This window comes from Pseudoalteromonas sp. NSLLW24, from assembly GCF_015864725.1.
Classification (GTDB): Bacteria; Pseudomonadota; Gammaproteobacteria; order Enterobacterales; family Alteromonadaceae; genus Pseudoalteromonas; species Pseudoalteromonas arctica.
Map to the genome: position 1 here is coordinate 162419 of NZ_JADYWQ010000008.1, position 20143 is coordinate 182561.

Annotated in this window: 23 protein-coding genes; 15 read left to right on the forward strand and 8 right to left on the reverse strand. The window is 39.9% G+C overall.

Annotated features, from left to right (window positions below):
- Positions 1-130: 130 nt before the first annotated feature.
- The 13 genes from leuS (at position 131) to lipA (ending at position 12884) form a co-directional block, all read left to right on the forward strand.
- Positions 131-2719, forward strand: a complete 2589-nt coding sequence (gene leuS / locus I6E72_RS10610; protein ID WP_165721391.1) for a leucine--tRNA ligase — start codon at positions 131-133, stop codon at positions 2717-2719.
- A gap of 1 nt (position 2720) precedes the next feature.
- Complete coding sequence (locus I6E72_RS10615; RefSeq protein ID WP_010554703.1) at positions 2721-3212, forward strand: LPS-assembly lipoprotein LptE; 492 nt, start codon at positions 2721-2723, stop codon at positions 3210-3212.
- Complete coding sequence (gene holA / locus I6E72_RS10620; protein WP_165721390.1) at positions 3212-4249, forward strand: DNA polymerase III subunit delta; 1038 nt, start codon at positions 3212-3214, stop codon at positions 4247-4249. Before I6E72_RS10615 ends, holA begins: the two co-directional genes overlap by 1 nt.
- 21 nt (positions 4250-4270) lie before the next feature.
- Positions 4271-4906 carry a nicotinate-nucleotide adenylyltransferase gene (nadD, locus tag I6E72_RS10625; protein ID WP_165721389.1) on the forward strand — a complete coding sequence of 212 codons (636 nt, stop codon included), beginning with the start codon at positions 4271-4273 and terminating at the stop codon, positions 4904-4906.
- A 55-nt stretch (positions 4907-4961) separates the two neighbouring features.
- Entirely contained in the window at positions 4962-5279 is a 318-nt protein-coding gene (gene rsfS, locus I6E72_RS10630) for a ribosome silencing factor (RefSeq protein ID WP_007585564.1), read from the forward strand.
- A 37-nt stretch (positions 5280-5316) separates the two neighbouring features.
- Positions 5317-5787, forward strand: a complete 471-nt coding sequence (gene rlmH / locus I6E72_RS10635; RefSeq protein WP_007585562.1) for a 23S rRNA (pseudouridine(1915)-N(3))-methyltransferase RlmH — start codon at positions 5317-5319, stop codon at positions 5785-5787.
- 9 nt (positions 5788-5796) lie between these two features.
- A complete protein-coding gene (gene mrdA, locus I6E72_RS10640) occupies positions 5797-7665 on the forward strand; it encodes a penicillin-binding protein 2 (RefSeq protein WP_033012431.1) in 1869 nt (622 codons plus the stop codon).
- Positions 7662-8768: a rod shape-determining protein RodA gene (rodA, locus tag I6E72_RS10645; protein ID WP_007585558.1), complete on the forward strand. Its 1107-nt coding sequence runs from the start codon at positions 7662-7664 to the stop codon at positions 8766-8768. The genes mrdA and rodA overlap by 4 nt, the downstream gene beginning before the upstream one ends.
- A complete protein-coding gene (locus tag I6E72_RS10650; RefSeq protein ID WP_197112263.1) occupies positions 8768-9532 on the forward strand; it encodes a septal ring lytic transglycosylase RlpA family protein in 765 nt (254 codons plus the stop codon). Before rodA ends, I6E72_RS10650 begins: the two co-directional genes overlap by 1 nt.
- A 99-nt stretch (positions 9533-9631) precedes the next feature.
- The gene (locus tag I6E72_RS10655) at positions 9632-10795 is read left to right on the forward strand and encodes a serine hydrolase (RefSeq protein WP_010554697.1); all 1164 of its coding nucleotides are present in this window, start codon (positions 9632-9634) and stop codon (positions 10793-10795) included.
- A 175-nt stretch (positions 10796-10970) separates the two neighbouring features.
- Positions 10971-11249 carry a DUF493 family protein YbeD gene (ybeD, locus tag I6E72_RS10660; RefSeq protein ID WP_002958517.1) on the forward strand — a complete coding sequence of 93 codons (279 nt, stop codon included), beginning with the start codon at positions 10971-10973 and terminating at the stop codon, positions 11247-11249.
- A gap of 19 nt (positions 11250-11268) precedes the next feature.
- Complete coding sequence (gene lipB / locus I6E72_RS10665; RefSeq protein ID WP_010554695.1) at positions 11269-11922, forward strand: lipoyl(octanoyl) transferase LipB; 654 nt, start codon at positions 11269-11271, stop codon at positions 11920-11922.
- Positions 11919-12884 carry a lipoyl synthase gene (gene lipA, locus I6E72_RS10670; protein WP_002958515.1) on the forward strand — a complete coding sequence of 322 codons (966 nt, stop codon included), beginning with the start codon at positions 11919-11921 and terminating at the stop codon, positions 12882-12884. Before lipB ends, lipA begins: the two co-directional genes overlap by 4 nt.
- Positions 12885-12964: 80 nt before the next feature.
- Here lipA and I6E72_RS10675 read toward each other — a convergent pair whose 3' ends face one another.
- A complete protein-coding gene (locus I6E72_RS10675; protein ID WP_197112265.1) occupies positions 12965-14251 on the reverse strand; it encodes a VCBS domain-containing protein in 1287 nt (428 codons plus the stop codon).
- A 256-nt stretch (positions 14252-14507) separates the two neighbouring features.
- Between I6E72_RS10675 and I6E72_RS10680 the strand changes: the two genes are divergently transcribed.
- Positions 14508-14747, forward strand: coding sequence for an RNA recognition motif domain-containing protein (locus I6E72_RS10680; protein ID WP_007585551.1), 240 nt, complete (start codon positions 14508-14510; stop codon positions 14745-14747).
- Positions 14748-14853: 106 nt separating this feature from the next.
- Here the strand turns inward: I6E72_RS10680 and I6E72_RS10685 are convergent, their stop codons facing one another.
- Positions 14854-15003, reverse strand: a complete 150-nt coding sequence (locus I6E72_RS10685) for a hypothetical protein (RefSeq protein WP_007585545.1) — start codon at positions 15001-15003, stop codon at positions 14854-14856.
- A gap of 142 nt (positions 15004-15145) precedes the next feature.
- On the opposite strand from I6E72_RS10685, the gene I6E72_RS10690 reads away from it, so the two are divergent.
- Positions 15146-16765, forward strand: coding sequence for a M28 family metallopeptidase (locus I6E72_RS10690; protein ID WP_197112267.1), 1620 nt, complete (start codon positions 15146-15148; stop codon positions 16763-16765).
- A 35-nt stretch (positions 16766-16800) separates the two neighbouring features.
- On the opposite strand, the gene I6E72_RS10695 is transcribed toward I6E72_RS10690, so the two are convergent.
- The 6 genes from I6E72_RS10695 to I6E72_RS10720 form a co-directional block, all read right to left on the reverse strand.
- Positions 16801-17748, reverse strand: a complete 948-nt coding sequence (locus I6E72_RS10695; RefSeq protein WP_024591129.1) for a PDC sensor domain-containing protein — start codon at positions 17746-17748, stop codon at positions 16801-16803.
- Positions 17749-17981: 233 nt separating this feature from the next.
- A complete protein-coding gene (locus tag I6E72_RS10700) occupies positions 17982-18197 on the reverse strand; it encodes an EF-hand domain-containing protein (protein WP_002958509.1) in 216 nt (71 codons plus the stop codon).
- A 95-nt stretch (positions 18198-18292) separates the two neighbouring features.
- The gene (locus I6E72_RS10705) at positions 18293-18499 is read right to left on the reverse strand and encodes a calmodulin (RefSeq protein ID WP_197112269.1); all 207 of its coding nucleotides are present in this window, start codon (positions 18497-18499) and stop codon (positions 18293-18295) included.
- A gap of 169 nt (positions 18500-18668) precedes the next feature.
- Positions 18669-18881: a calmodulin gene (locus I6E72_RS10710; RefSeq protein WP_007585535.1), complete on the reverse strand. Its 213-nt coding sequence runs from the start codon at positions 18879-18881 to the stop codon at positions 18669-18671.
- Positions 18882-19496: 615 nt separating this feature from the next.
- Complete coding sequence (locus I6E72_RS10715; protein WP_007585532.1) at positions 19497-19712, reverse strand: TIGR02450 family Trp-rich protein; 216 nt, start codon at positions 19710-19712, stop codon at positions 19497-19499.
- A 70-nt stretch (positions 19713-19782) separates the two neighbouring features.
- The gene (locus I6E72_RS10720; RefSeq protein WP_007378488.1) at positions 19783-20136 is read right to left on the reverse strand and encodes a cupredoxin domain-containing protein; all 354 of its coding nucleotides are present in this window, start codon (positions 20134-20136) and stop codon (positions 19783-19785) included.
- Positions 20137-20143: the final 7 nt, after the last annotated feature.

Here is a 20143-nt window from a genome sequence, read left to right on the forward strand (position 1 = left end):
AAAAGGCAGGTTAACCTGCACTGAAAGTTACAATTTAATAAAAGCATGTTTTTGACGCTGTGAATAGTGTTTTATTTGGGGTATCCTAACGGCAATTTTTTATTAGTTTGCAAGAAGTCTGGAACCATAGATGCAAGAGCAATATAACCCGCAAGATATAGAGTCAAAAGTACAAAGCTACTGGGAAGAAAACCAGGTATTTAAAGTCACTGAAGATGAGAGCAAAGAAAAGTATTACTGCCTTTCTATGTTTCCTTATCCGAGTGGTCGACTGCATATGGGTCATGTGCGTAACTACACCATTGGTGATGTTGTTTCTCGTTTCCAGCGCCTGCAAGGCAAAAACGTAATGCAACCTATGGGTTGGGATGCGTTTGGTTTACCTGCAGAAAACGCTGCTATTAAAAACAAAACAGCACCAGCTAAGTGGACATACGAAAATATTGATTACATGCGTACTCAACTTAAGCAATTAGGTTTTGGTTATGACTGGGATCGCGAAATTGCGACATGTCATCCAGAATACTACAAGTGGGAGCAGTGGTTTTTCACTAAGCTTTACGAAAAAGGCCTAGTGTATAAAAAAATGTCGACAGTTAACTGGGATCCAGTGGATCAAACAGTACTCGCTAACGAGCAAGTTATTGACGGTCGCGGTTGGCGTTCAGGCGCTGTGGTTGAGCAAAAAGAAATTCCACAGTGGTTTATTAAAATTACCGACTACGCACAAGAGCTACTTGACGATTTAGACAAGTTAGAAGATTGGCCAGAGCAAGTTAAAACAATGCAGCGCAACTGGATTGGCCGCTCTGAAGGGTGTGATATTGAATTTAAACGCACCGATAACGACGAAACTTTCAGCGTATACACAACACGTCCAGATACCTTTATGGGTGTTACGTATGTTGCTGTTGCTGGTGGTCACCCTATCGCACAAGAAGCCGCTAAAAATAGCGACGCTATTGCAATGTTTGTTGAAGAATGCAAAAACACCAAAGTTGCCGAAGCAGACATGGCAACAATGGAGAAAAAAGGTATAGCAACAGGCTTTTACGCCACTCACCCATTAACGGGCGAGCAAGTACCAATTTGGGTTGCTAACTTTGTATTAATGCATTATGGCTCAGGCGCTGTAATGGCAGTACCTGCACACGATCAACGCGACTTTGAGTTTGCAACAGCGTACGGCCTAGATATAAAACAAGTCATTGCGCCTGCTGAAGGTTCAGATCTTGAAGTAAACCTAAAAGAATCAGCATTTACTGATAAAGGCGTACTTGTAAATTCGGGTGAATTTAACGGCCTTGATTTTGAAGCTGGTTTTAAAGCGATTGCCGATAAATTAGAAGCACTCGGTGTTGGTGAGCGTAAAGTAAACTTCCGCCTGCGTGACTGGGGTGTGAGCCGTCAGCGCTATTGGGGTTCTCCAATTCCAATGCTTAGCGATGAAGACGGTAAAGAACTTGCCGCAACAGAAGATATGCTACCAGTTCGCTTACCAGAAGATGTAGTGATGAACGGTGTAACTTCACCACTTAAAGCAGACCCAGAGTGGGCTAAAACAACAGTAAATGGCGCACCTGCGTTTCACGAAACTGATACGTTTGACACCTTTATGGAATCGTCTTGGTATTACGCACGCTACTGTAGCCCACGCTACGACGAAGGCATGCTAGATCCAGCGGCTGCTAACTACTGGTTACCAGTAAACCAATACATTGGTGGTATTGAGCATGCAATTTTACATTTATTGTACTCACGCTTTTTCCATAAATTATTACGTGACTTTGGTTTAGTTAATTCAGACGAGCCGTTTGACCGCTTACTTTGTCAAGGTATGGTACTTGCTGAAACATTTTATCGTAAAGATGAAAAAGGCGGCGACATTTGGATTTCGCCAACTGATGTAAACACCGAAACCGACGAAAAAGGCCGCGTTACTAAAGCATGGCATAAGGAAGACGGCGAGCCGGTATTCTCATCAGGTATGAGTAAAATGTCTAAGTCTAAAAACAACGGTATAGACCCACAACATGTAATTGCCCAGTACGGTGCAGATACAGTGCGTTTATTTATGATGTTTACAGCACCACCAGAGCAAACGCTTGAATGGTCAGACTCAGGCGTTGAAGGCGCGCATCGTTTCTTAAAACGTGTATGGAAATACGCGGTAGACGTTAAAACAGTAGGTTACCAAGCACTTGATAAATCAGCGCTAACTAACCCGCAAAAAGTACTACGTCGAGACTTACACAAAGCTATTGCTAAAGTGACTGATGATGTTGAACGTCGTCAAACCTTTAACACCGCTATTGCAGCCATTATGGAGCTTTCTAATAAGTTATTAAAAGCACCACTGAGCGACAAACAAGATGTAGCGATTGCTAACGAAGCACTTGAAGCATTAGTTATTATGCTTGCACCTATTACTCCGCATTTATCGCATGAGCTTTGGAAAGAGCTTGGTAAAAAAGGCGAGATTTTAGATGCTGCATGGCCAAAAGTTGACGAGTCTGCACTTGTTGAAGATGAAAAACTAATCATCGTACAAGTAAACGGCAAGCTTCGCGCTAAGTTAACAGTGGCAGCTGATGCAACTCAAGAGCAAGTAGAAGCCCTTGCGTTTGCAGAATCTAACGTAACTAAATTTACTGATGGCTCAACCATTCGTAAAATCATTTACGTACCAGGCAAGCTACTTAACGTGGTAGCTAACTAATATGGCTGCATTTAACGCCATTAAAAATGGACTAGCCTTAGTGCTAGTCTGTTTTTTGTTATCAAGCTGTGGCTTTCATTTAAAAAAAGCCTCTAGCCTGCCTGATAACTTAAAACAGCTAACACTTGTAGGCGATGACGAAAAATCGACTTTATTCACTGAGCTTAAAAAAGAGCTTAAAGCGAGTAACGTAGAGTTAGTATCGTCAGCTAAAGATAAAGCCCAATTGTATTTACGCAAAGAAAGCATTGAACGCCAAACACTTTCGCTGTTCCAAAACGGCCAAGTTGCTGAATATGAGCTCGCTTATGGCGTATCGTATGTAGTTAAACGCCCAGGTGAAAAAGCGATAGAAAAACGTTTTGAGCTTTATCGTAATTACCAAGATGATCCGGATCATGCATTAGCAAAAGCAAAAGAGCTTGAGCTACTTATTAGCGAAATTCGTGAGCAAGCCAGTCGTCGTATTGTTAGAGAGCTGTCGCAACTATAATGCGCTGCTACGCTAATCAACTACCGAGTGAATTAAATAAAGGGCTAAAGCCCTTTTATTTAGTATTTGGAGAAGAGCCTTTTCAAGAAGCGCAGTGCGTACAACAAATTCGCGACAGTGCTAAGCAACAAGGTTTTGATGAAGTAATTAAGTTTACTTTAATGCAAGGATTCGATTGGCAAGAAATTATAGCCCAGTACCAAAGTATGTCGCTGTTTAGCGCCCGCACTATTATTGAGCTTGATTTAAACCAACAAAAGCCAGGCGTTATTGGCAGCAACACCTTTAAAAAAGTAGTTGAGCTGGTTAATCCCGATACTATTTTAATTGTTAAAGGCGCTAAAGCCAGCCAAGAAGTACAACGTGGAGCATGGTTTAAAGCTCTTGATAAGCAAGGTGTATTTGTACCTTGCTACCCGCTTACGGGCTCTCATGTAAAACGATGGCTTGATGAGCAATGCCAACGTTTATCACTTAATATGCAAAGCGACGCCAAAGTAAGCTTAATAAATGCCACCGAAGGCAACTTGTTAGCCTGTTTTCAGGAACTTGAGAAGCTCTCGCTACTACACGGCAATGCATTAATTACTCAGCAATTAGTAATGCAAGGTCTGTTAAACCAAGCCAAGTTTGATATTTTTGATTTAAGCGATGCGCTATTAAATGGCCACGCCAAACAAGCTATAAAAGTATTAAACAAACTTGCCAGCGATAACACCGAAGTGGTAAGTATTTTGTGGGCTATAACCAAAGAGCTTAATACACTTATAAGTGTGCAACTTGGTTTACTGAATGGCGAACCTATCGCTAATTTATTTAAACAAAAAGCAATTTGGAAAAACCAACAAGGTCCAGTTCAAAATGCTATTAACCGTTTAAACATGCACACACTAGAACAAATAAATAGTGATGTTGCGTTGTTTGATGCCAGTTACAAGCAAGGTAATTTAATTGCACCTTACCAAGCGCTTGCTCATATTTGTATTAAATTTTGCCAGCCGCTCAACATTCCTATGCCGTACCACGCGGTTAATTAATAAATAGCTAATGGGTGTAAAATGATCGCAATTTTTGGTGGCACTTTCGACCCAGTCCATTTAGGCCATCTAAATATGGCGCAGCAATGCGTAAATGCGTTTAATTTAAATACGCTTTATTTTATGCCCTGTGCATTACCTGCACATAAAGCAGCTCCGGGTATTAGTGCAGAGCACCGAATTAATATGCTCAACGCAGCTATTGCTCCTTACCCTCATTTTGAACTCGATTTAAGAGAACTTAATCGAACCGGTCCATCGTATTCGTTGCTGAGCTTACAAGAACTTCGTAAAGAGCACCCCACTACACCTATTTTATTTTTAATTGGTATGGACTCATTTAACAACCTAGATAAGTGGTTTGAGTGGAAGGCAATAACGCAGCTTTGCCATATTGTGGTGTACCAGCGCCCTGCTCAACATTGCACTGTAACAGGTGAGCTCAAAAGCTATATGCAACGCGCAAATGCCGGCGAAGTAGCGGCACTTAAACACTCACTTGCAGGTAAACTTTATTTTTTACCGGGCGAAATGCTCGATGCGGCCTCAAGCACCATTCGCGAACAACTGAAAAAAAGTAATAAAAAGAATGAACTATTGCCCGATGCAGTGAGTCATTACATAGAAGTGCATCAGCTCTATCAAATTGATGCTTAAAAACTCCTAGCGTGTTAAAATGCGCGCCATTAAATTTTTAAATTGAGACAAAACCTTGGATTCAAAACAACTACTCGCCTTTGCTATGGACAAAATTGACGATATGAAAGCGCGTGACATCGTTCATATTGACGTTACTGGAACATCAGATATCACAGATTACATGGTAATTTGTTCTGGTACTTCTAAACGCCACGTACAGTCAATTGCCGATCACTTAGCAAAAGAAGCGCGTCATGCAGATTCAGAGCCATTAGGTTATGAAGGTGAAGGCGACGGCGAATGGGCACTGGTTGATTTAGGTGATGTGGTTGTACACGTGATGCAAAACGAAGCACGTAGCTATTACGATCTAGAAAAACTGTGGGGCTAAACGCTCACTCATTTTAGACAATGCTTGGAAGTAATACGTGAAAATACAAATGATTGCTGTTGGTACTAAAATGCCAGCATGGGTAGAAACGGGATTTGCAGAATATCAGCGACGTTTCCCTAAAGATATGGCCCTAGAGTTAATTGAAATTCAAGCCGGAAAACGTGGTAAAAATGCAGATATAAAACGTATTTTACACATTGAAGGTGAAAAAACATTAGCGGCTATTCCAAAAGGCAATCGTATTGTAACGTTAGAGGTAACAGGGAAAGCGCTGGATACTCACCAACTTGCTAAAAATATGGAAAAATGGCAACTCGATGGCCGCGATGTAAGTTTACTTATTGGCGGACCTGAAGGACTTGCTCCAGAGTGCATTGCAGCTTCTGAGCAAAAATGGTCGTTATCTAATTTAACATTGCCGCACCCTTTGGTGCGTATAATTGTTGCAGAGAGCCTTTACCGAGGCTGGAGCTTAAATAACAACCATCCTTATCATCGCGAGTAACCCCTTGCCATGCTAAAACATAGACCCACTATTCGTGACCACTCCGCAGAAGCAAACTTATTTGCTAGGCGAGCATTCGTGGGTTTTGTTTTTGTATTAGGATTAGTCGCTGTATTGCTTTCTAATCTTTATACTATTCAGGTAGAAGATCACCAAGACTACCAAACCCGCTCCAACGATAACCGCATTAAAGTTATTCCTATTGCACCCAACCGTGGTTTAATTTACGACCGTAACGGTGTGCTACTTGCTGAAAACAAACCTGTTTACAACCTTGAAGTCATCCCCGAAGAGGTAGATGACCTTGACGAATCGCTTGATCAAATAAGTAAAATAATTGCGATTACAGAGCAAGATAAACAAGACTTTTTAAAAGATATAAAACACACCCGTCGTTTTAAATCACAAGTATTAAAAGCCCGCTTAGACGAAACTGAAGTGGCGAAATTTTCGGTTAATCAACATAAATTCCCTGGTTTTAGTATTGAGGCACGTCTGGCTCGCTACTACCCATTTGGTGACACGCTAACGCATGCGCTTGGATATGTTGCCAAGCTTAATAGAAAAGAGCTAAACCAATTAGAACAAGAAGATCGTGCAACCAATTACCGTGCTACATATGATATTGGCAAGCTCGGATTAGAAAAATACTATGAAGAGACATTGCACGGTAAAGTGGGCTCACAACGGGTAGAAGTTAATAACCGTGGCCGTGTAATTCGCACTCTAAGCATGACCCAGCCACAACCTGGTAGCGATTTAGTGCTTACCTTAGACATTGGCTTGCAACAAATTGCACAGCATGGGCTTAAAGATATGCGTGGCGCTGTTGTAGTTATGGATGCAAAAGATGGTGGCGTGCTGGCACTTTATTCAAACCCAAGTTACGACCCAAATTTATTTGTACACGGCATTAGCAGCAAAAACTATAAAGCGTTACTTAACCAAGACCGTCCGTTAATAAACCGTACTACGCAAGGTCGTTATGCGCCTGCCTCTACGGTAAAGCCCTTAATGGCTGTATTAGCACTTGAAGAAAATATAGTAAATGAATCAACATCAATGTGGGATCCTGGTTTTTTTCAAATTCCAAATGTTGAACACAAATGGCGAGATTGGAAACGTTGGGGCCATGGTCATGTGGATGTATACAAGGCGATTGAAGAGTCGTGCGATACCTATTTTTACGATGCGGCTTATCGATTAGGCATTACTAAAATCAGTGATTTTATGGCCCGTTTTGGCTACGGCGATTTGTCAGGTATTGATATTCATGAAGAAACTACTGCTATTCTACCTTCAAAAGAATGGAAAGAAGGACGCTTTAAAGAGTCTTGGTGGCGTGGTGATACTATTTCGGTAGGTATTGGTCAAGGTTACTGGACTGCTACACCAATTCAAATTGCAAATGCGACTAACATATTAGTTAATCGTGGTATTAATCATCCACCTCATTTGGTGCAAGTAATAAAAAAAGATAGCGACATAACGCAAATTAACAACGAAGAAAAACCCCCTGTTATTTTAAAAGATCCACGCCATTGGCAGGTATCGTTAGATGCAATGCATAATACAGTTCAAAAAATATCAGGCACAGCGCACAAAGCATTTAAAGGCACTAACTACGACTCGGCTGGTAAAACGGGTACTGCACAGGTAGTTAGTATTGCCCAAGGTGAACGCTACGATGCAGAATCGCTTAAAGAGCGCCAGCGTGACAACACAATTTACGTAGGGTTTGCACCTTACAACGATCCTAAAATTGTGGTTTCTGTTGTATTAGAAAACAACCACGGCGGTATTCAAATTGCTCGCCAACTTATGGATTACTACTTTGCAGCTAATCCAGTTAATCTTGCAAGGAACGATACACCATGACCGCTTTGCACGATAAACGCTCTATTTGGATGCGTATGCATCTAGACCTACCACTGCTTATTGCATTACTCATAATGATGGCTGGTAGCATAATGGTTGTTTACAGCGCAAGCGGCCAAGACTCTTCAATGATGATTAGGCACATGACTCGTATGGGCGGTGCGGTTGTTGCTATGGTTGTTTTGGCCCAGTTTTCGCCTGCCACATTAAAGCGTTTAGTGATCCCACTTTATTGCGTTGGTTTATTAATGCTAGTGGGTGTACTTTTATTTGGCGTAAGCTCAAAAGGCGCACAGCGATGGCTCGATTTAGGGGTGACACGGTTTCAACCTGCAGAATTAATGAAGCTGGCAGTCCCTATGATGGTAGCTTGGTATATAGGGCGTAACCACTTACCTCCTCGGCCAATGCACTTAATTATTGGCTTTATGATTGTAATGCTCCCTACATTATTAATTAAAGAACAACCCGATTTAGGTACCGCTATACTTATTGCAAGTTCAGGTATATTTGTTTTGTTTTTGTCTGGATTAAGTTGGCGTTTAATCGGCTTTTTAAGCTCTATTGTAGCGCTTGCCGCATGGCCATTTTGGCACTACGGTATGCACGATTATCAAAAGCAGCGTGTACTCACCTTTTTAGACCCTGAGAGCGATCCGCTCGGTTCGGGTTATCATATTATTCAATCTAAAATTGCTATTGGCTCAGGCGGTATAGAAGGTAAAGGCTGGCTGCTTGGTACGCAATCGCAACTAGAATTTTTGCCAGAGCGCCACACCGACTTTATATTTTCGGTTTTAAGCGAAGAATTTGGTTTATTTGGCGTATGTGTTTTACTTAGTCTCTATTTATTTATTATTGGCCGTGGTTTATACATTGCTGTTAATGCACAAGATGCATTTGGTAAATTGCTCGCAGGCGCACTCACCCTCACCTTTTTTGTGTACGTATTTGTAAACATAGGCATGGTATCGGGTTTATTACCTGTTGTAGGCGTACCTTTACCACTGATTAGTTATGGTGGCACATCGATGGTAACGTTAATGGCAGGATTTGGCATTATTATGTCAATCGCGACAGATAAAAGGATGCTTTTAAAATAATGCGACACACTAATCAGCTTATATTTACCACGTTATTAATTTTGCTTTTAAATGCATGTAGTAGCGGCTCTAGTAGCCGCTATAGCATGCGCCATGATGCAGCACCACTTAGAGCCCCGACTACACTTGAGATGCAAGACGCTATAGTTACCGAAGTAACTAAAAGCGCCAGCGCTAGTCGCCCATATACAGTGCTTGGTAAAAGTTATTCACCCATGCTTGATGAAACAGGCTTTAGTGAAGAAGGCATTGCCTCTTGGTATGGTCGTAAGTTTCATGGTTATCACACCTCAAATGGTGAAACGTATGATATGTTTGCCATGACCGCAGCGCATAAAACGCTGCCGCTACCTAGCTTTGTTAAAGTAACCAATACAGCAAATGGTAAGTCGGTAATCGTACGCGTGAACGACCGGGGCCCGTTTCATGACGATAGAGTAATTGACCTTTCGTACGCAGCCGCTTACAAGCTTGGCTATTACACCCATGGTACAGCAAAGGTTAAGCTAGAAGCCGTTACGCTTGCGGGCGCAACTGCGCGTCAAACCTATATTCAGGTAGCTGCAGGTAGTACACTTGCTAATATTGAAGCGCTTGCCAGCACATTGCGAGAGCAATACAAATTACCAACAAATATCGTTCAAAAAGACGACATTTACAGACTGCATTTAGGGCCAATAAAAGACACACCTCATGCAGACGAAGTATTAAAAAAATTAAAACAAAATCAATTTCAAAACGCGTTCTTGCTTTACACTCAGTAAGACTAATACCCAAACTACCCCAGGATGCTCGCATCTTGGGCTGGTTTGGGTATAAAATGGCGTAACGCGAATCTTTAACTTTAACCATTAATGAGTATGATGAAATCTATTAAACATAAAATCCTCAAAGGTGTATGCGGCCTAGTTTGTACAGCCGCCGTATTTTCAGCCAGCGCCCAAATTATTCCGGCACCACCTCAAGTTAATGCGAAAGGTTATTTTTTAGTCGACTTTACAACAGGTAAAGTTATTGCTGAAGGTGAAGCCGATACACAGCTAGCACCTGCAAGTTTAACTAAAATGATGACCAGTTATGTAATTGGTACTGAAATTAAAGCAGGTAATATTGCCACTACCGATATGGTAACGGTAAGCGAAAAAGCATGGGCTAAAAACTTCCCAGAATCTTCAAAGATGTTTATTGAAGTAGGTAAGCAAATTAGTGTTGATCAGCTTAACCACGGTATTATTATCCAATCAGGTAATGATGCATGTGTTGCAATGGCTGAGCATATTGCTGGAAGCGAAAGCGCATTTGCTGATTTAATGAATGCCCACGCTGCTAAATTAGGTATGAGCAACAGCCACTTTATCAACAGCCACGGCCTTGATACTGACGAGCACTTCACAACGCCTCGCGATATGGCGACACTTGGTGCTGCACTTATTCGTGATGTGCCAGATGAATATGCACTTTATAAGCAAAAATCGTTTACTTATAACGGCATTAAGCAATATAACCGTAACTCATTATTGTGGGACGAAAGCTTAGATGTTGACGGTATTAAAACTGGTCATACATCAGAAGCTGGCTACAGCCTAGTTACCTCAGCAACTAAAAACGATATGCGTTTAATTGCTGTTGTTATGGGTACTACCAGCGAACGAGCTCGTAAAGTAGAAAGTAAAAAACTACTTAACTATGGTTTTCGTTTTTATGAAACAATTACTCCGTACAAAGCAGGCGATAGCTTTGCAGAACAACGCATTTGGATGGGTAACAAAGAAAATGTATCTTTAGGTATTTTAGAAGATACACCGATTACTATCCCACGTGGTCAGCATAAAAACCTTAAAGCTAACTTTGAGCTAGATAACACACTTGAAGCACCACTTGCTAAAGGTACTAAAGTAGGCACGTTATTCTTACAACTAGAGGGCGAAGATATTGCTCAATACCCACTAGTAACACTTGAAGAAGTGGAAGAAGGCAGCTTCTTTAGCAAAATTTATGATTACTTACGTTTACAGATCATGCAGTAATTTATAGCTCCCCTATTAACTAGGGTAACTAATTTAAACGTCTCCACTGTGAGGCGTTTTTTTTTGCTTGAAAAATGTTAGAATGCGCCCCATATAAGCAAGACTGCTAATTGCCTATCTGTATTAAGCTTCGAGCTTGCATAGAGTCCACACTTTTGTATGAGGAGTCACCGTCGTGGTTCAACCTGTTAAAGATACTAAATTTGATGAGTACCTAGAGTACCCTTGCCCATTTACATTCAGAATAATGGGTTTAGCTAATGTAAACTTAACTGATCAAATTTTAGCTAAGTTACAACCAATAGCACCTGGCGATTACGCCCCTAAAGTAAAACCAAGCAGCAAAGGTAATTACGAGTCAGTAAGCCTTGTAGCAACGGTTACTAGTGGCAAACACATTGAAGAAATTTACAACGTGATCAGCAATATTGATGACGTACGCCACATGCTTTAAGCCATAGTTGAGATTTGTTGTGAACGAAAACACTTTGATCGTACGCCAACTGGGTCGTCAGCGTTATATGCCAATTTGGCAAAAAATGCAGGACTTTACCGACACCCGTGATGAAAATACGCCAGATGAAATTTGGCTTGTAGAGCACGAGAGTGTATTCACCCAAGGTCAGGCTGGTAAGGACGAACACTTACTAGCTCCTGGCGACATTGAGGTGATTAAAGTTGACCGTGGCGGACAAGTAACTTATCACGGCCCTGGCCAGCAAATGATGTATGTATTATTTAATCTGCGTCGTTTAAAGATTGGTGTACGTGAACTGGTTACATGGCTTGAAGAGTGCATTATTGAATCACTCGCCGAGTATGGTATTGAAGCTTATGCTAAAGCTGATGCACCCGGTGTTTACGTTAACGACAGCAAAATTGCATCCCTTGGGTTAAGGGTTCGTCGTGGTTGCTCGTTTCATGGCTTAGCATTAAATGTTAACATGGACCTAAGTCCATTTTTACGCATTAACCCATGTGGTTATGCGGGCATGAATATGGTGCAAACTAAAGAATTAGATGGTCCTCAAAACCTAGAAAGTGCAGGTGAAGGATTGGTGAAACACATGATCAAGAAGCTTAATGCAACACAGGTTAAGCATACTGAAGGGTTTGAAAACGAATGAATAAACCAGTCAAAATGGAACCAGGTGTAAAACTACGCGACGCAGAAAAAATGGCGTTGATCCCAGTAAAAGTTTTACCTACAGAAAAAACTGAAATGTTGCGTAAGCCAGAATGGTTAAAAATTCGCTTACCTAAATCAACCGATCGCATTGACGGCATTAAAAAAGCGCTACGTAAGCATGGCTTACACTCGGTATGTGAAGAGGCTTCGTGCCCTAACCTATCTGAATGTTTTAACCACGGTACAGCTACCTTTATGATTTTAGGTGCTATTTGTACTCGTCGTTGCCCATTTTGTGATGTTGCCCATGGTCGCCCATTAAAACCTGATGCCACTGAACCTGAAAAGCTAGCACTTACTATTAAAGATATGAAGCTAAGCTACGTTGTAATCACTTCAGTTGATCGTGATGATTTACGTGATGGTGGTGCACAGCATTTTGCCGATTGTATTCGCGAGATTCGTAAACATAATCCAACTATCACTATCGAAATTTTAGTACCTGATTTTCGTGGTCGTATGGACCGCGCATTAGAGATATTAATCGAGACACCACCAGATGTGTTTAACCACAATCTTGAAACTGCGCCACGTTTATACAAACTAGCTCGCCCAGGTGCTGACTACAAATGGTCATTAGAATTACTTCGCCGCTTTAAAGAAGCTCACCCAGAAGTTAAAACTAAATCAGGCTTAATGGTAGGTTTAGGTGAAGAAATTAGCGAAATTGAAGAAGTGCTTCGCGATTTACGTGCACACAACGTTGACATGCTAACTGTAGGCCAATATCTACAACCATCTAAGCATCACTTACCGGTTAAACGCTACGTGCCACCAGTAGAGTTTGACGGCTTAAAAGCGTATGCAGACGAAATTGGCTTTACTCACGCGGCTTCAGGTCCGTTTGTACGCTCAAGCTATCATGCTGATCAACAAGCAGCGGGCAAAGAAGTAAAATAACTATTTTTATCAAAGAATAAAAAAAGCCGTTAATAATGCATAATTATTAACGGCTTTTTCATGCTAATTGATAAAATAGCTTACTGCGCTAACTTACCTCTTGTGATAGAAAAATCAGCAAACCTAACACGTTCTTCATCAACTCGAAGGCTGTCGGTTTCAACAATTGAGCGGTATATTCCCCACTTAGGACGAGCAAAATCATCATCATTAAAGCCGCGCCACATATCTATGTTTTGCTCGCTTATATTAAATATCTCTGCGTTGTCGCTTAAGCGCGTTAATGTCATATCAAGCTTACCACTTTCACTAAATGTAGCTTGTACAAATACCTCGACCCATTCATCTGTAATTAAAGACCAGTCGGTTTCAATTAAGTTTTTATCAAGACCCGTGCTGTTACCGTTTTCGTCAAAGCCTGCGCTATACCGCACTTGCAGTTGATTGCCTGTACTGTTTTTTTGTGCACCTGAGAGAGTGATAATAGGCTGATCGTCATTACCATTGGTGTTGTCGTTACTTTCGTTACGGGCTTTTATTTGAAAAAAATGGCTAAACTTACTCGTAAGCTCAAGCTCGCTACTTACTTTAAATTTCCAGCTGTATTGAAATGTCTCCCCCTCAAACGCCAGTGTTTCTTGCGGTGATTTATCGTAGGTTTTTATTTCGTTGCGTTGCCTGTCACTTGCACCTTTGTCTTTATCTTGGTCATCATCTCGGTGGGCTAAAAATACAAAATGGTTACCAATTATCGTATCGGTACCTTCGATAATATGGACAACACTTTCATGATTGCCAGCGTATAAGTCTGGAGATTCAATTGACCCTTCGCCGAATATATTTTCAATAAGTGTGTATGCGTCAAGTCCCGAAGCTACGCCATCTGATTGCAATAACACGTGCGAGATGTTCTCAAAGCCATCAGCTTGAGTTATTGGTGCACCAACAATTGTTATGATAATTTGTGCGCCAGTACCATCTAAAGAGTTTACTGTTATTGTGTCTTGCAGTGTTTCATCTTCCCTTAAAGATGTTATTGAAGCATTTAAATCATCAAGTGTGTATGACCAATATCCACCAGCATTTAAGCTAAAAAAACCATAGCTTGTAGCGCTATTTTCTTGTGCTATAAAAGCAGCCTCACCGGATTGTTGATCAGTAATGGTTAATGAGCCTGTTATTGCATCATTACTATCACTAATAACTTCGCCTCGGCTATTACCACCAATTATTGCTGGAGTTTTTAAAGTAATCGCTTCATTATTTTGCACCGTAGAATCAGAGCCAGAGCTGCCACAACCAACAACTAAACAAGATAGAAGTGCGGTTGTAATTACATTACGCAGTTTAAGATTATATTTAGGCATTGTTAGCTTTATAGTTAATAGTAAGTTAATAAAACATAAACTTACCAATTAACTATGCAAATAACCACAACTCAATTACCAATTAACATGACCAATTTAATGGCAATCCATTTAAAATTATAAAAGCTATGTTTTTTCAGTGTGATACAAACAATTATTCCTATAGAACGTTTATTTATATATGTTTTAAAATAAAATTAGGTTAAAGCTGAGTTACTTGAGATAATTAGTACTGACATAATTATTTAGGTTCATTATGAAACTATTAGTTCGTAACTTGTCTCGTGCTACCACTGAGCATGAGCTTCGTACTTTATTTGCAGAGCACGGTAAAGTGACTACCTGCAACTTGGTACTTGATAAAGAAACTGGCCAATCTAAAGGCTTTGCCTTTTTAGAAATGCCAAACGACATAGAAAGTAAAAGCGCCATTAAAGCACTTAACCAATCTACTGTTGATAAAAGTAAGATCCGCGTAAAGCTTGCAGACGCATAAAGCTAACTGCAACTTATACTAAAAAACCAGCTAATGCTGGTTTTTTGCTTTTAGTGCCAAGTATTGTATTTAAGCTTTATATTTAGCTAAAAAAACTAAGCGGTTATTAAGCCGCTTTTTTTATACTTATAGTGCCCAATATTATAAAAGAAGCAGACAGCACAAAAAATGTCTCCTGCTCAGCTAATATTGCAGCAGCAAAAAATGCAATGCCACTAGCTATAAATAAATACCCACTTTTTTTACATTGGCTCATTATGTGCTCCTTTAGGTTGTTCGTTATTTATACACCTTATAAAATCAATCTGCAATTGAATGAAAAGTTCTCTATAAAAATTCGACATCGCTGCGGTGCTTCCTTTATATTGAAAGCCTAATTAAATAACAATATGAAGACTATGGCATCTACTCTTTTAAAAAGCGCTAGCCTAAGCCTGCTAGTTGCACTCTTTGGCTGCTCAGAGCCTGCAAGCGAACAAACCCCATTAGAAAATACAGCCGGTGTAAGCCTTAGCAATATTAAACAGCATATTAAAACGCTAGCCTCTGATGACTTTCAAGGCCGAGGCCCGCTTACTCATGGTGAAGTGAAAACTGTAGGCTACTTAAGCGAGCAATATAAAGCGCTGGGTTTAACCGGCGCTTATAAAGGCAAATACTTACAGCCTGTAAAAATGGCAATGGTGACAGCTAATCAGGATATGCAGTTAAAGGTAGGTGATTTGAGCTTTGAATCAGGTAAAGACTTTACCGCACGTACCGAGCAACTTCAGCCATTAATTGATGTAAGAAGCTCTGACGTTGTATTTGCGGGCTACGGTATTAATGCGCCAGAATATAACTGGAATGACTATAAAAATATTGATGTAACAGGTAAAACAGTGGTTGTGCTAGTTAACGACCCAGGCTTTGCTACTCAAAACGATGCCCTTTTTACTGGTAATGCAATGACCTACTACGGTCGCTGGACTTATAAATATGAAGAAGCCGCCCGCCAAGGTGCAAAGGCTGTATTTATTGTTCATGAAACCGCACCTGCAGCATACCCTTGGGGCGTAGTTGAAAGTTCAAACACCGGCACCAAATACACGTTAATGGATAACAATTTAAACGCGTCTAAATTACCGGTTATGGGCTGGCTAACACTTGATGCGACTGAGAAAATGTTTAACGCCGCAAAGCTAAACTATCAAGATTTAAAACAAGCAGCATTAAATGATGACTTTAAAGCGACGCCACTTAACTTAAAAGCAAATCTTGCCTTTAAAAACGAAGTATCTCATGCAAAATCGCATAACGTAGTTGCACAAATTACAGGTAGCGAATCACCTGACGAATACGTTGTTATTAGCGCTCACTGGGACCACTTTGGTACTAAACAAACGGATACTGGCCCTAAGATTTATAACGGCGCAGTAGATAACGCTTCAGGCACTGCAGCCACGCTTGAAATAGCACGCATCATGAGCAAAATGAACAAGCAAAAACCATTTAAACGCTCAATTATTTTTGCTAACTTTACAGCAGAAGAAACGGGGTTAATTGGTTCTGAAGAATTTGCATCGGGTGCGGTTGTACCTACAAAAAAAATGGTCGGTCTATTAAATATTGATGGCATGAACGTGCTTGATGGCACTGACTACATTTTACAATACGGTAAAGATTTATCGACAATGGAAAACTATTTAGCAAAGGCTGCAAAATCACAAGGCCGTGTTGTTAAAATGGATCCTCGTCCGCAAAATGGCTTATTTTTTAGATCTGATCATTTCTCACTTTCTAAGCAAGGCGTGCCTAGTTTATTATTTATGAGCCTGGGCGATACCGATCCTGAGTACATTGCGCATAAGTACCATAAAGAAGCAGACGACTACTCTGCTGATTGGTCGTTAGGTGGTGTTAAGCAAGATATAGATCTTATTGTTGATATAGCCACTCAACTTGCAAACAATGGCGATTGGCCAAAGTGGACGAGCGAGTCTGACTTTAAAGCCAAACGCGCGCAAGATAAACAATAAATAACTATTAATAGTTATGTAATATAAAAATCCTCCTACTTGGAGGATTTTTGTTTTAAACGAGCCCGCATTAATAGCGTTTCGGCCTTTGCTCCTAAATAAACATAAATAGCTAGTGCAATTAAAAGCCCCACTACTGCAAGCATCATCGCTATTGCAGGCATTAAATACTCCGATTGCCCCAACGCCGCTTTAAACATAGTTAACAACGCCTCAATTGATATAGCAATTAACACGGTAGATATAAACCGTGTAATAGTGCGCCGCGTAGATGAGTGCCTAAAAATATCCTTATGCATAAGGATTTCTTCTTCGAGTATTGTTTTACCTAAATCGAATACTGCTAATGCTAGGGTGATGTAAATAATGATACTAAAGGGTTCAAGTGGGTCTGATGAGGTATCTACATGGGTTAATAGCGCGTATATATCATTAAAAACGATATTCAGTAAAAATAATACTAAGCAAAATAAGCACGCAACAATAATACCGTAACCCGCTTTAAAGTAAGGCGACATATTAGCGCGCGCAGTATCACCCATTACAAACTCAATAAGCTGCGTTAAGCTCACATCAACGACCAAGTAATGTTGATTATTAATTGGTTTTTTTAGTTCTTTAATCGCCGATATACATAAATGGTTAGTCGCTATAGAAATGTAGGGATCAGTAAAGCACACTCTATCACTTGTTTTAGCGTTCAAAAAATAGGGTCGCTCGCTTAAATCTTGTTGATTACCACTTTCACCTAGTTTTTTGCTATATGCCCGTTTAAAGCAGACATTATTACCCTGCTGCAAACCTTCTGCATTTAAACAATATTGTAATTCTAAAAATGGGTACTGCTTAATCAGGTAGCGGGTATCACGCTCTTTAGTTAACCCATCCTCAATACTCATCAAAATAGATTCAAGTAAGCTGTGTATTACATGCTCATATTCGTGGTAGCGCTCAACACTACTGATATAACTCATTCGCGCCATTTTAAATACTCATTGACCTAAGTTATAAATAGATTTGCAAGTTTAAAACCAACAATAAAATAACTTAATAATCAGCAACTTGATTATATTCAAACTCAACTTTTGCACTACTTTGGTGACTAAATAGTAATATATTAAATTAAATGCACAAAAAAGCAGCTAAGTATTAATTACTTAGCTGCTTTGTGAGTATGACTGGTAAGGCTTTACGACTAACTTAAATATAAAGCCTGTTACTGAACCTTCGAAAACTCTTCTTTAGATAACTCGCCATTTCCATCTGCATCTAATTGATCAAAAAGCTGTACTAGTTGCGAGTTAACTTGGGCTTCTGTTTTACTAATTACGCCGTCGCCATCTGTATCAAAAGAATCAAAATCTACCGCAGCAAACGCCGCTGAAGAAGAAGCTAGGGCTACAAGAGCTAGAGTTTTGTGTAATGTTTTCATAATCGTTTCCTTAGGCTTTGAGCCTGATTAGGGGTGACCTGATTAGAGGTAAGAAGTCCTTTTCAAAGATCCTTTAGGAGTAAAGTGTCTATAAATTAATATTCAAAAAAATCATTTTCTGTCGGACCACCGCTACTTTGAGCATTCAGCTCGTCAAATTGCTCTATCACTTGCGCCGATTCTTCAGTTTGGCTAATTGAAGCGTTGTCGTCTGCATCGAGTGTTTCAAAGTCTGTGTTTGCAAATACTACTGACGAAGAAACAATAGCCATAAGTACAAATGTTGATTGTAGCTTTTTCATAATTTAATCCTTCAAAAGTATGCGGTGTCCTAAATAAATTTGCTCTATAGTGCTCTCTAGCCACTTCCTGGTTATTCTTTTTAGTAGGCTCCCTTGCCTACTTAGGTTGTCTTTGGCAACTCAGAATTTCGATAACATTACAGAGCATTAACTGATTAAGGCTTTAATTTTAGGCCTTAGAAAACTCATCTTCAGATAGCTCACCATCTTGGTTTGTATCGAGTTCTTCAAATTTGCTTAAAAGCTCAGCATCTACTGAAGCTTCGGCTTGGCTGATTGCGCCATTACCATCTACGTCTAGCGTATCAAAATCTGTTGCTGCAAAAGCCGCTGATGAAGAAGCTAGCGCCATTAGTACTAGTGTTGATTGAAATGTTTTCATAATAGTATTCCTTCATTGGGTTGTTGCGATTAAGGCCTTTGGCTTTCATCACGTTTTGCTTAATACACTCTAGGTATTACAACTTCGGTGCCACTTTTTATTTATTATTTGAAAACAATGAGTTAAACGATATAAAACGAAAGAAGCTTAATTTGGGGAGGTGTTATTGTTGCTATTTAGCAACAGCCATTTACCTAAAAACAATAAACCGATATAAATCAATTAGTTAAGCTTGGTTAAAAAGACACACTTTTGTTAAAAAGCCAATAAGGGGGGCGTTTGGGTTAGTCTTCAAAATAAACTGAATATGAACATGGAAGTAACATAGGATTTATTCGAGGCTATTAAAAAATTAATTCATTTATAATTAGTCAGTTACATTATTTTTGAGATTTATTATAAAAATTTTGGAAGGATATTTTGAAATTAACTGTTTTGTTGCCAAATGGCGAATTACTCAGGAAGAATGTGATATATGAGCTAAGTTATAGCATTGAGTTCATAACTTAATGCGCCGTAAAATATAGGTTCGCTTGAGTTAAGCAAACCTACATCGTGTGCCAGCTATCTGCAAATGTGCCGCTATTGGAGTGAGGTAAATTATGTAGATTTAAACTACTTCCACCCTTGCAGCCACTTTTGGTTATCTTTTAAATCTCGCCAACTAATTGGATATTGATTTTTTGACATAACAGCCTCGGTAATACATTCAATTACGTTGCCATCTTCATCAAATTCCACCTCAACAATAATGAAGTGTTTTTCTTTATTTATAGAAGGTGTTGCGGTCCATTTACTATTCAATAATTTTTTAGGGTTTAATTTATTCATTTAATGTAACCACTCCTACTCATAACTTATATAAGGCAACTATACGACCCCAACACCTACTTAGTTCAGGTTACTGCGCAACTAGCTTGCCTTTGTACATTTGCATCTGGCAATGAAAGTCATACTCACCGGCTTCAAGCGCAGGTAGTTTAACTGTATTGCCATCACCCATTGCCAGCGTTTTACTTATATCAAGCTGTGGAAATACCACGGTTTCGGCGCACGGCGCGCTGTCTTTTCTATCAAAGGTAAGTACAACCTCTTTGTTGGCTGCCACTTTAATGTGTCCTGGCTTATAAACACCGTTATCAACGACTATCGTTACTTTGTTGTCATCACTTTGTGTTTGCTCTGGTTTGTATAGCCAAAACCAATAAATAATTGCGGCTATTAACAGTGCACCACCTATATTAATCATCAACATAATGTAC

Coding starts and splice junctions, on each gene's coding strand:
- leuS (WP_165721391.1), top strand. CDS start 131: ATGCAAGAGCAATATAACCCGCAAGATATAGAGTCAAAAGTACAAAGC.
- I6E72_RS10615 (WP_010554703.1), top strand. CDS start 2,721: ATGGCTGCATTTAACGCCATTAAAAATGGACTAGCCTTAGTGCTAGTC.
- holA (WP_165721390.1), top strand. CDS start 3,212: ATGCGCTGCTACGCTAATCAACTACCGAGTGAATTAAATAAAGGGCTA.
- nadD (WP_165721389.1), top strand. CDS start 4,271: ATGATCGCAATTTTTGGTGGCACTTTCGACCCAGTCCATTTAGGCCAT.
- mrdA (WP_033012431.1), top strand. CDS start 5,797: ATGCTAAAACATAGACCCACTATTCGTGACCACTCCGCAGAAGCAAAC.
- rodA (WP_007585558.1), top strand. CDS start 7,662: ATGACCGCTTTGCACGATAAACGCTCTATTTGGATGCGTATGCATCTA.
- I6E72_RS10650 (WP_197112263.1), top strand. CDS start 8,768: ATGCGACACACTAATCAGCTTATATTTACCACGTTATTAATTTTGCTT.
- I6E72_RS10655 (WP_010554697.1), top strand. CDS start 9,632: ATGAAATCTATTAAACATAAAATCCTCAAAGGTGTATGCGGCCTAGTT.
- lipA (WP_002958515.1), top strand. CDS start 11,919: ATGAATAAACCAGTCAAAATGGAACCAGGTGTAAAACTACGCGACGCA.
- I6E72_RS10675 (WP_197112265.1), bottom strand. CDS start 14,251: ATGCCTAAATATAATCTTAAACTGCGTAATGTAATTACAACCGCACTT.
- I6E72_RS10680 (WP_007585551.1), top strand. CDS start 14,508: ATGAAACTATTAGTTCGTAACTTGTCTCGTGCTACCACTGAGCATGAG.
- I6E72_RS10685 (WP_007585545.1), bottom strand. CDS start 15,003: ATGAGCCAATGTAAAAAAAGTGGGTATTTATTTATAGCTAGTGGCATT.
- I6E72_RS10690 (WP_197112267.1), top strand. CDS start 15,146: ATGGCATCTACTCTTTTAAAAAGCGCTAGCCTAAGCCTGCTAGTTGCA.
- I6E72_RS10695 (WP_024591129.1), bottom strand. CDS start 17,748: ATGGCGCGAATGAGTTATATCAGTAGTGTTGAGCGCTACCACGAATAT.
- I6E72_RS10700 (WP_002958509.1), bottom strand. CDS start 18,197: ATGAAAACATTACACAAAACTCTAGCTCTTGTAGCCCTAGCTTCTTCT.
- I6E72_RS10705 (WP_197112269.1), bottom strand. CDS start 18,499: ATGAAAAAGCTACAATCAACATTTGTACTTATGGCTATTGTTTCTTCG.
- I6E72_RS10710 (WP_007585535.1), bottom strand. CDS start 18,881: ATGAAAACATTTCAATCAACACTAGTACTAATGGCGCTAGCTTCTTCA.
- I6E72_RS10715 (WP_007585532.1), bottom strand. CDS start 19,712: ATGAATAAATTAAACCCTAAAAAATTATTGAATAGTAAATGGACCGCA.
- I6E72_RS10720 (WP_007378488.1), bottom strand. CDS start 20,136: ATGTTGATGATTAATATAGGTGGTGCACTGTTAATAGCCGCAATTATT.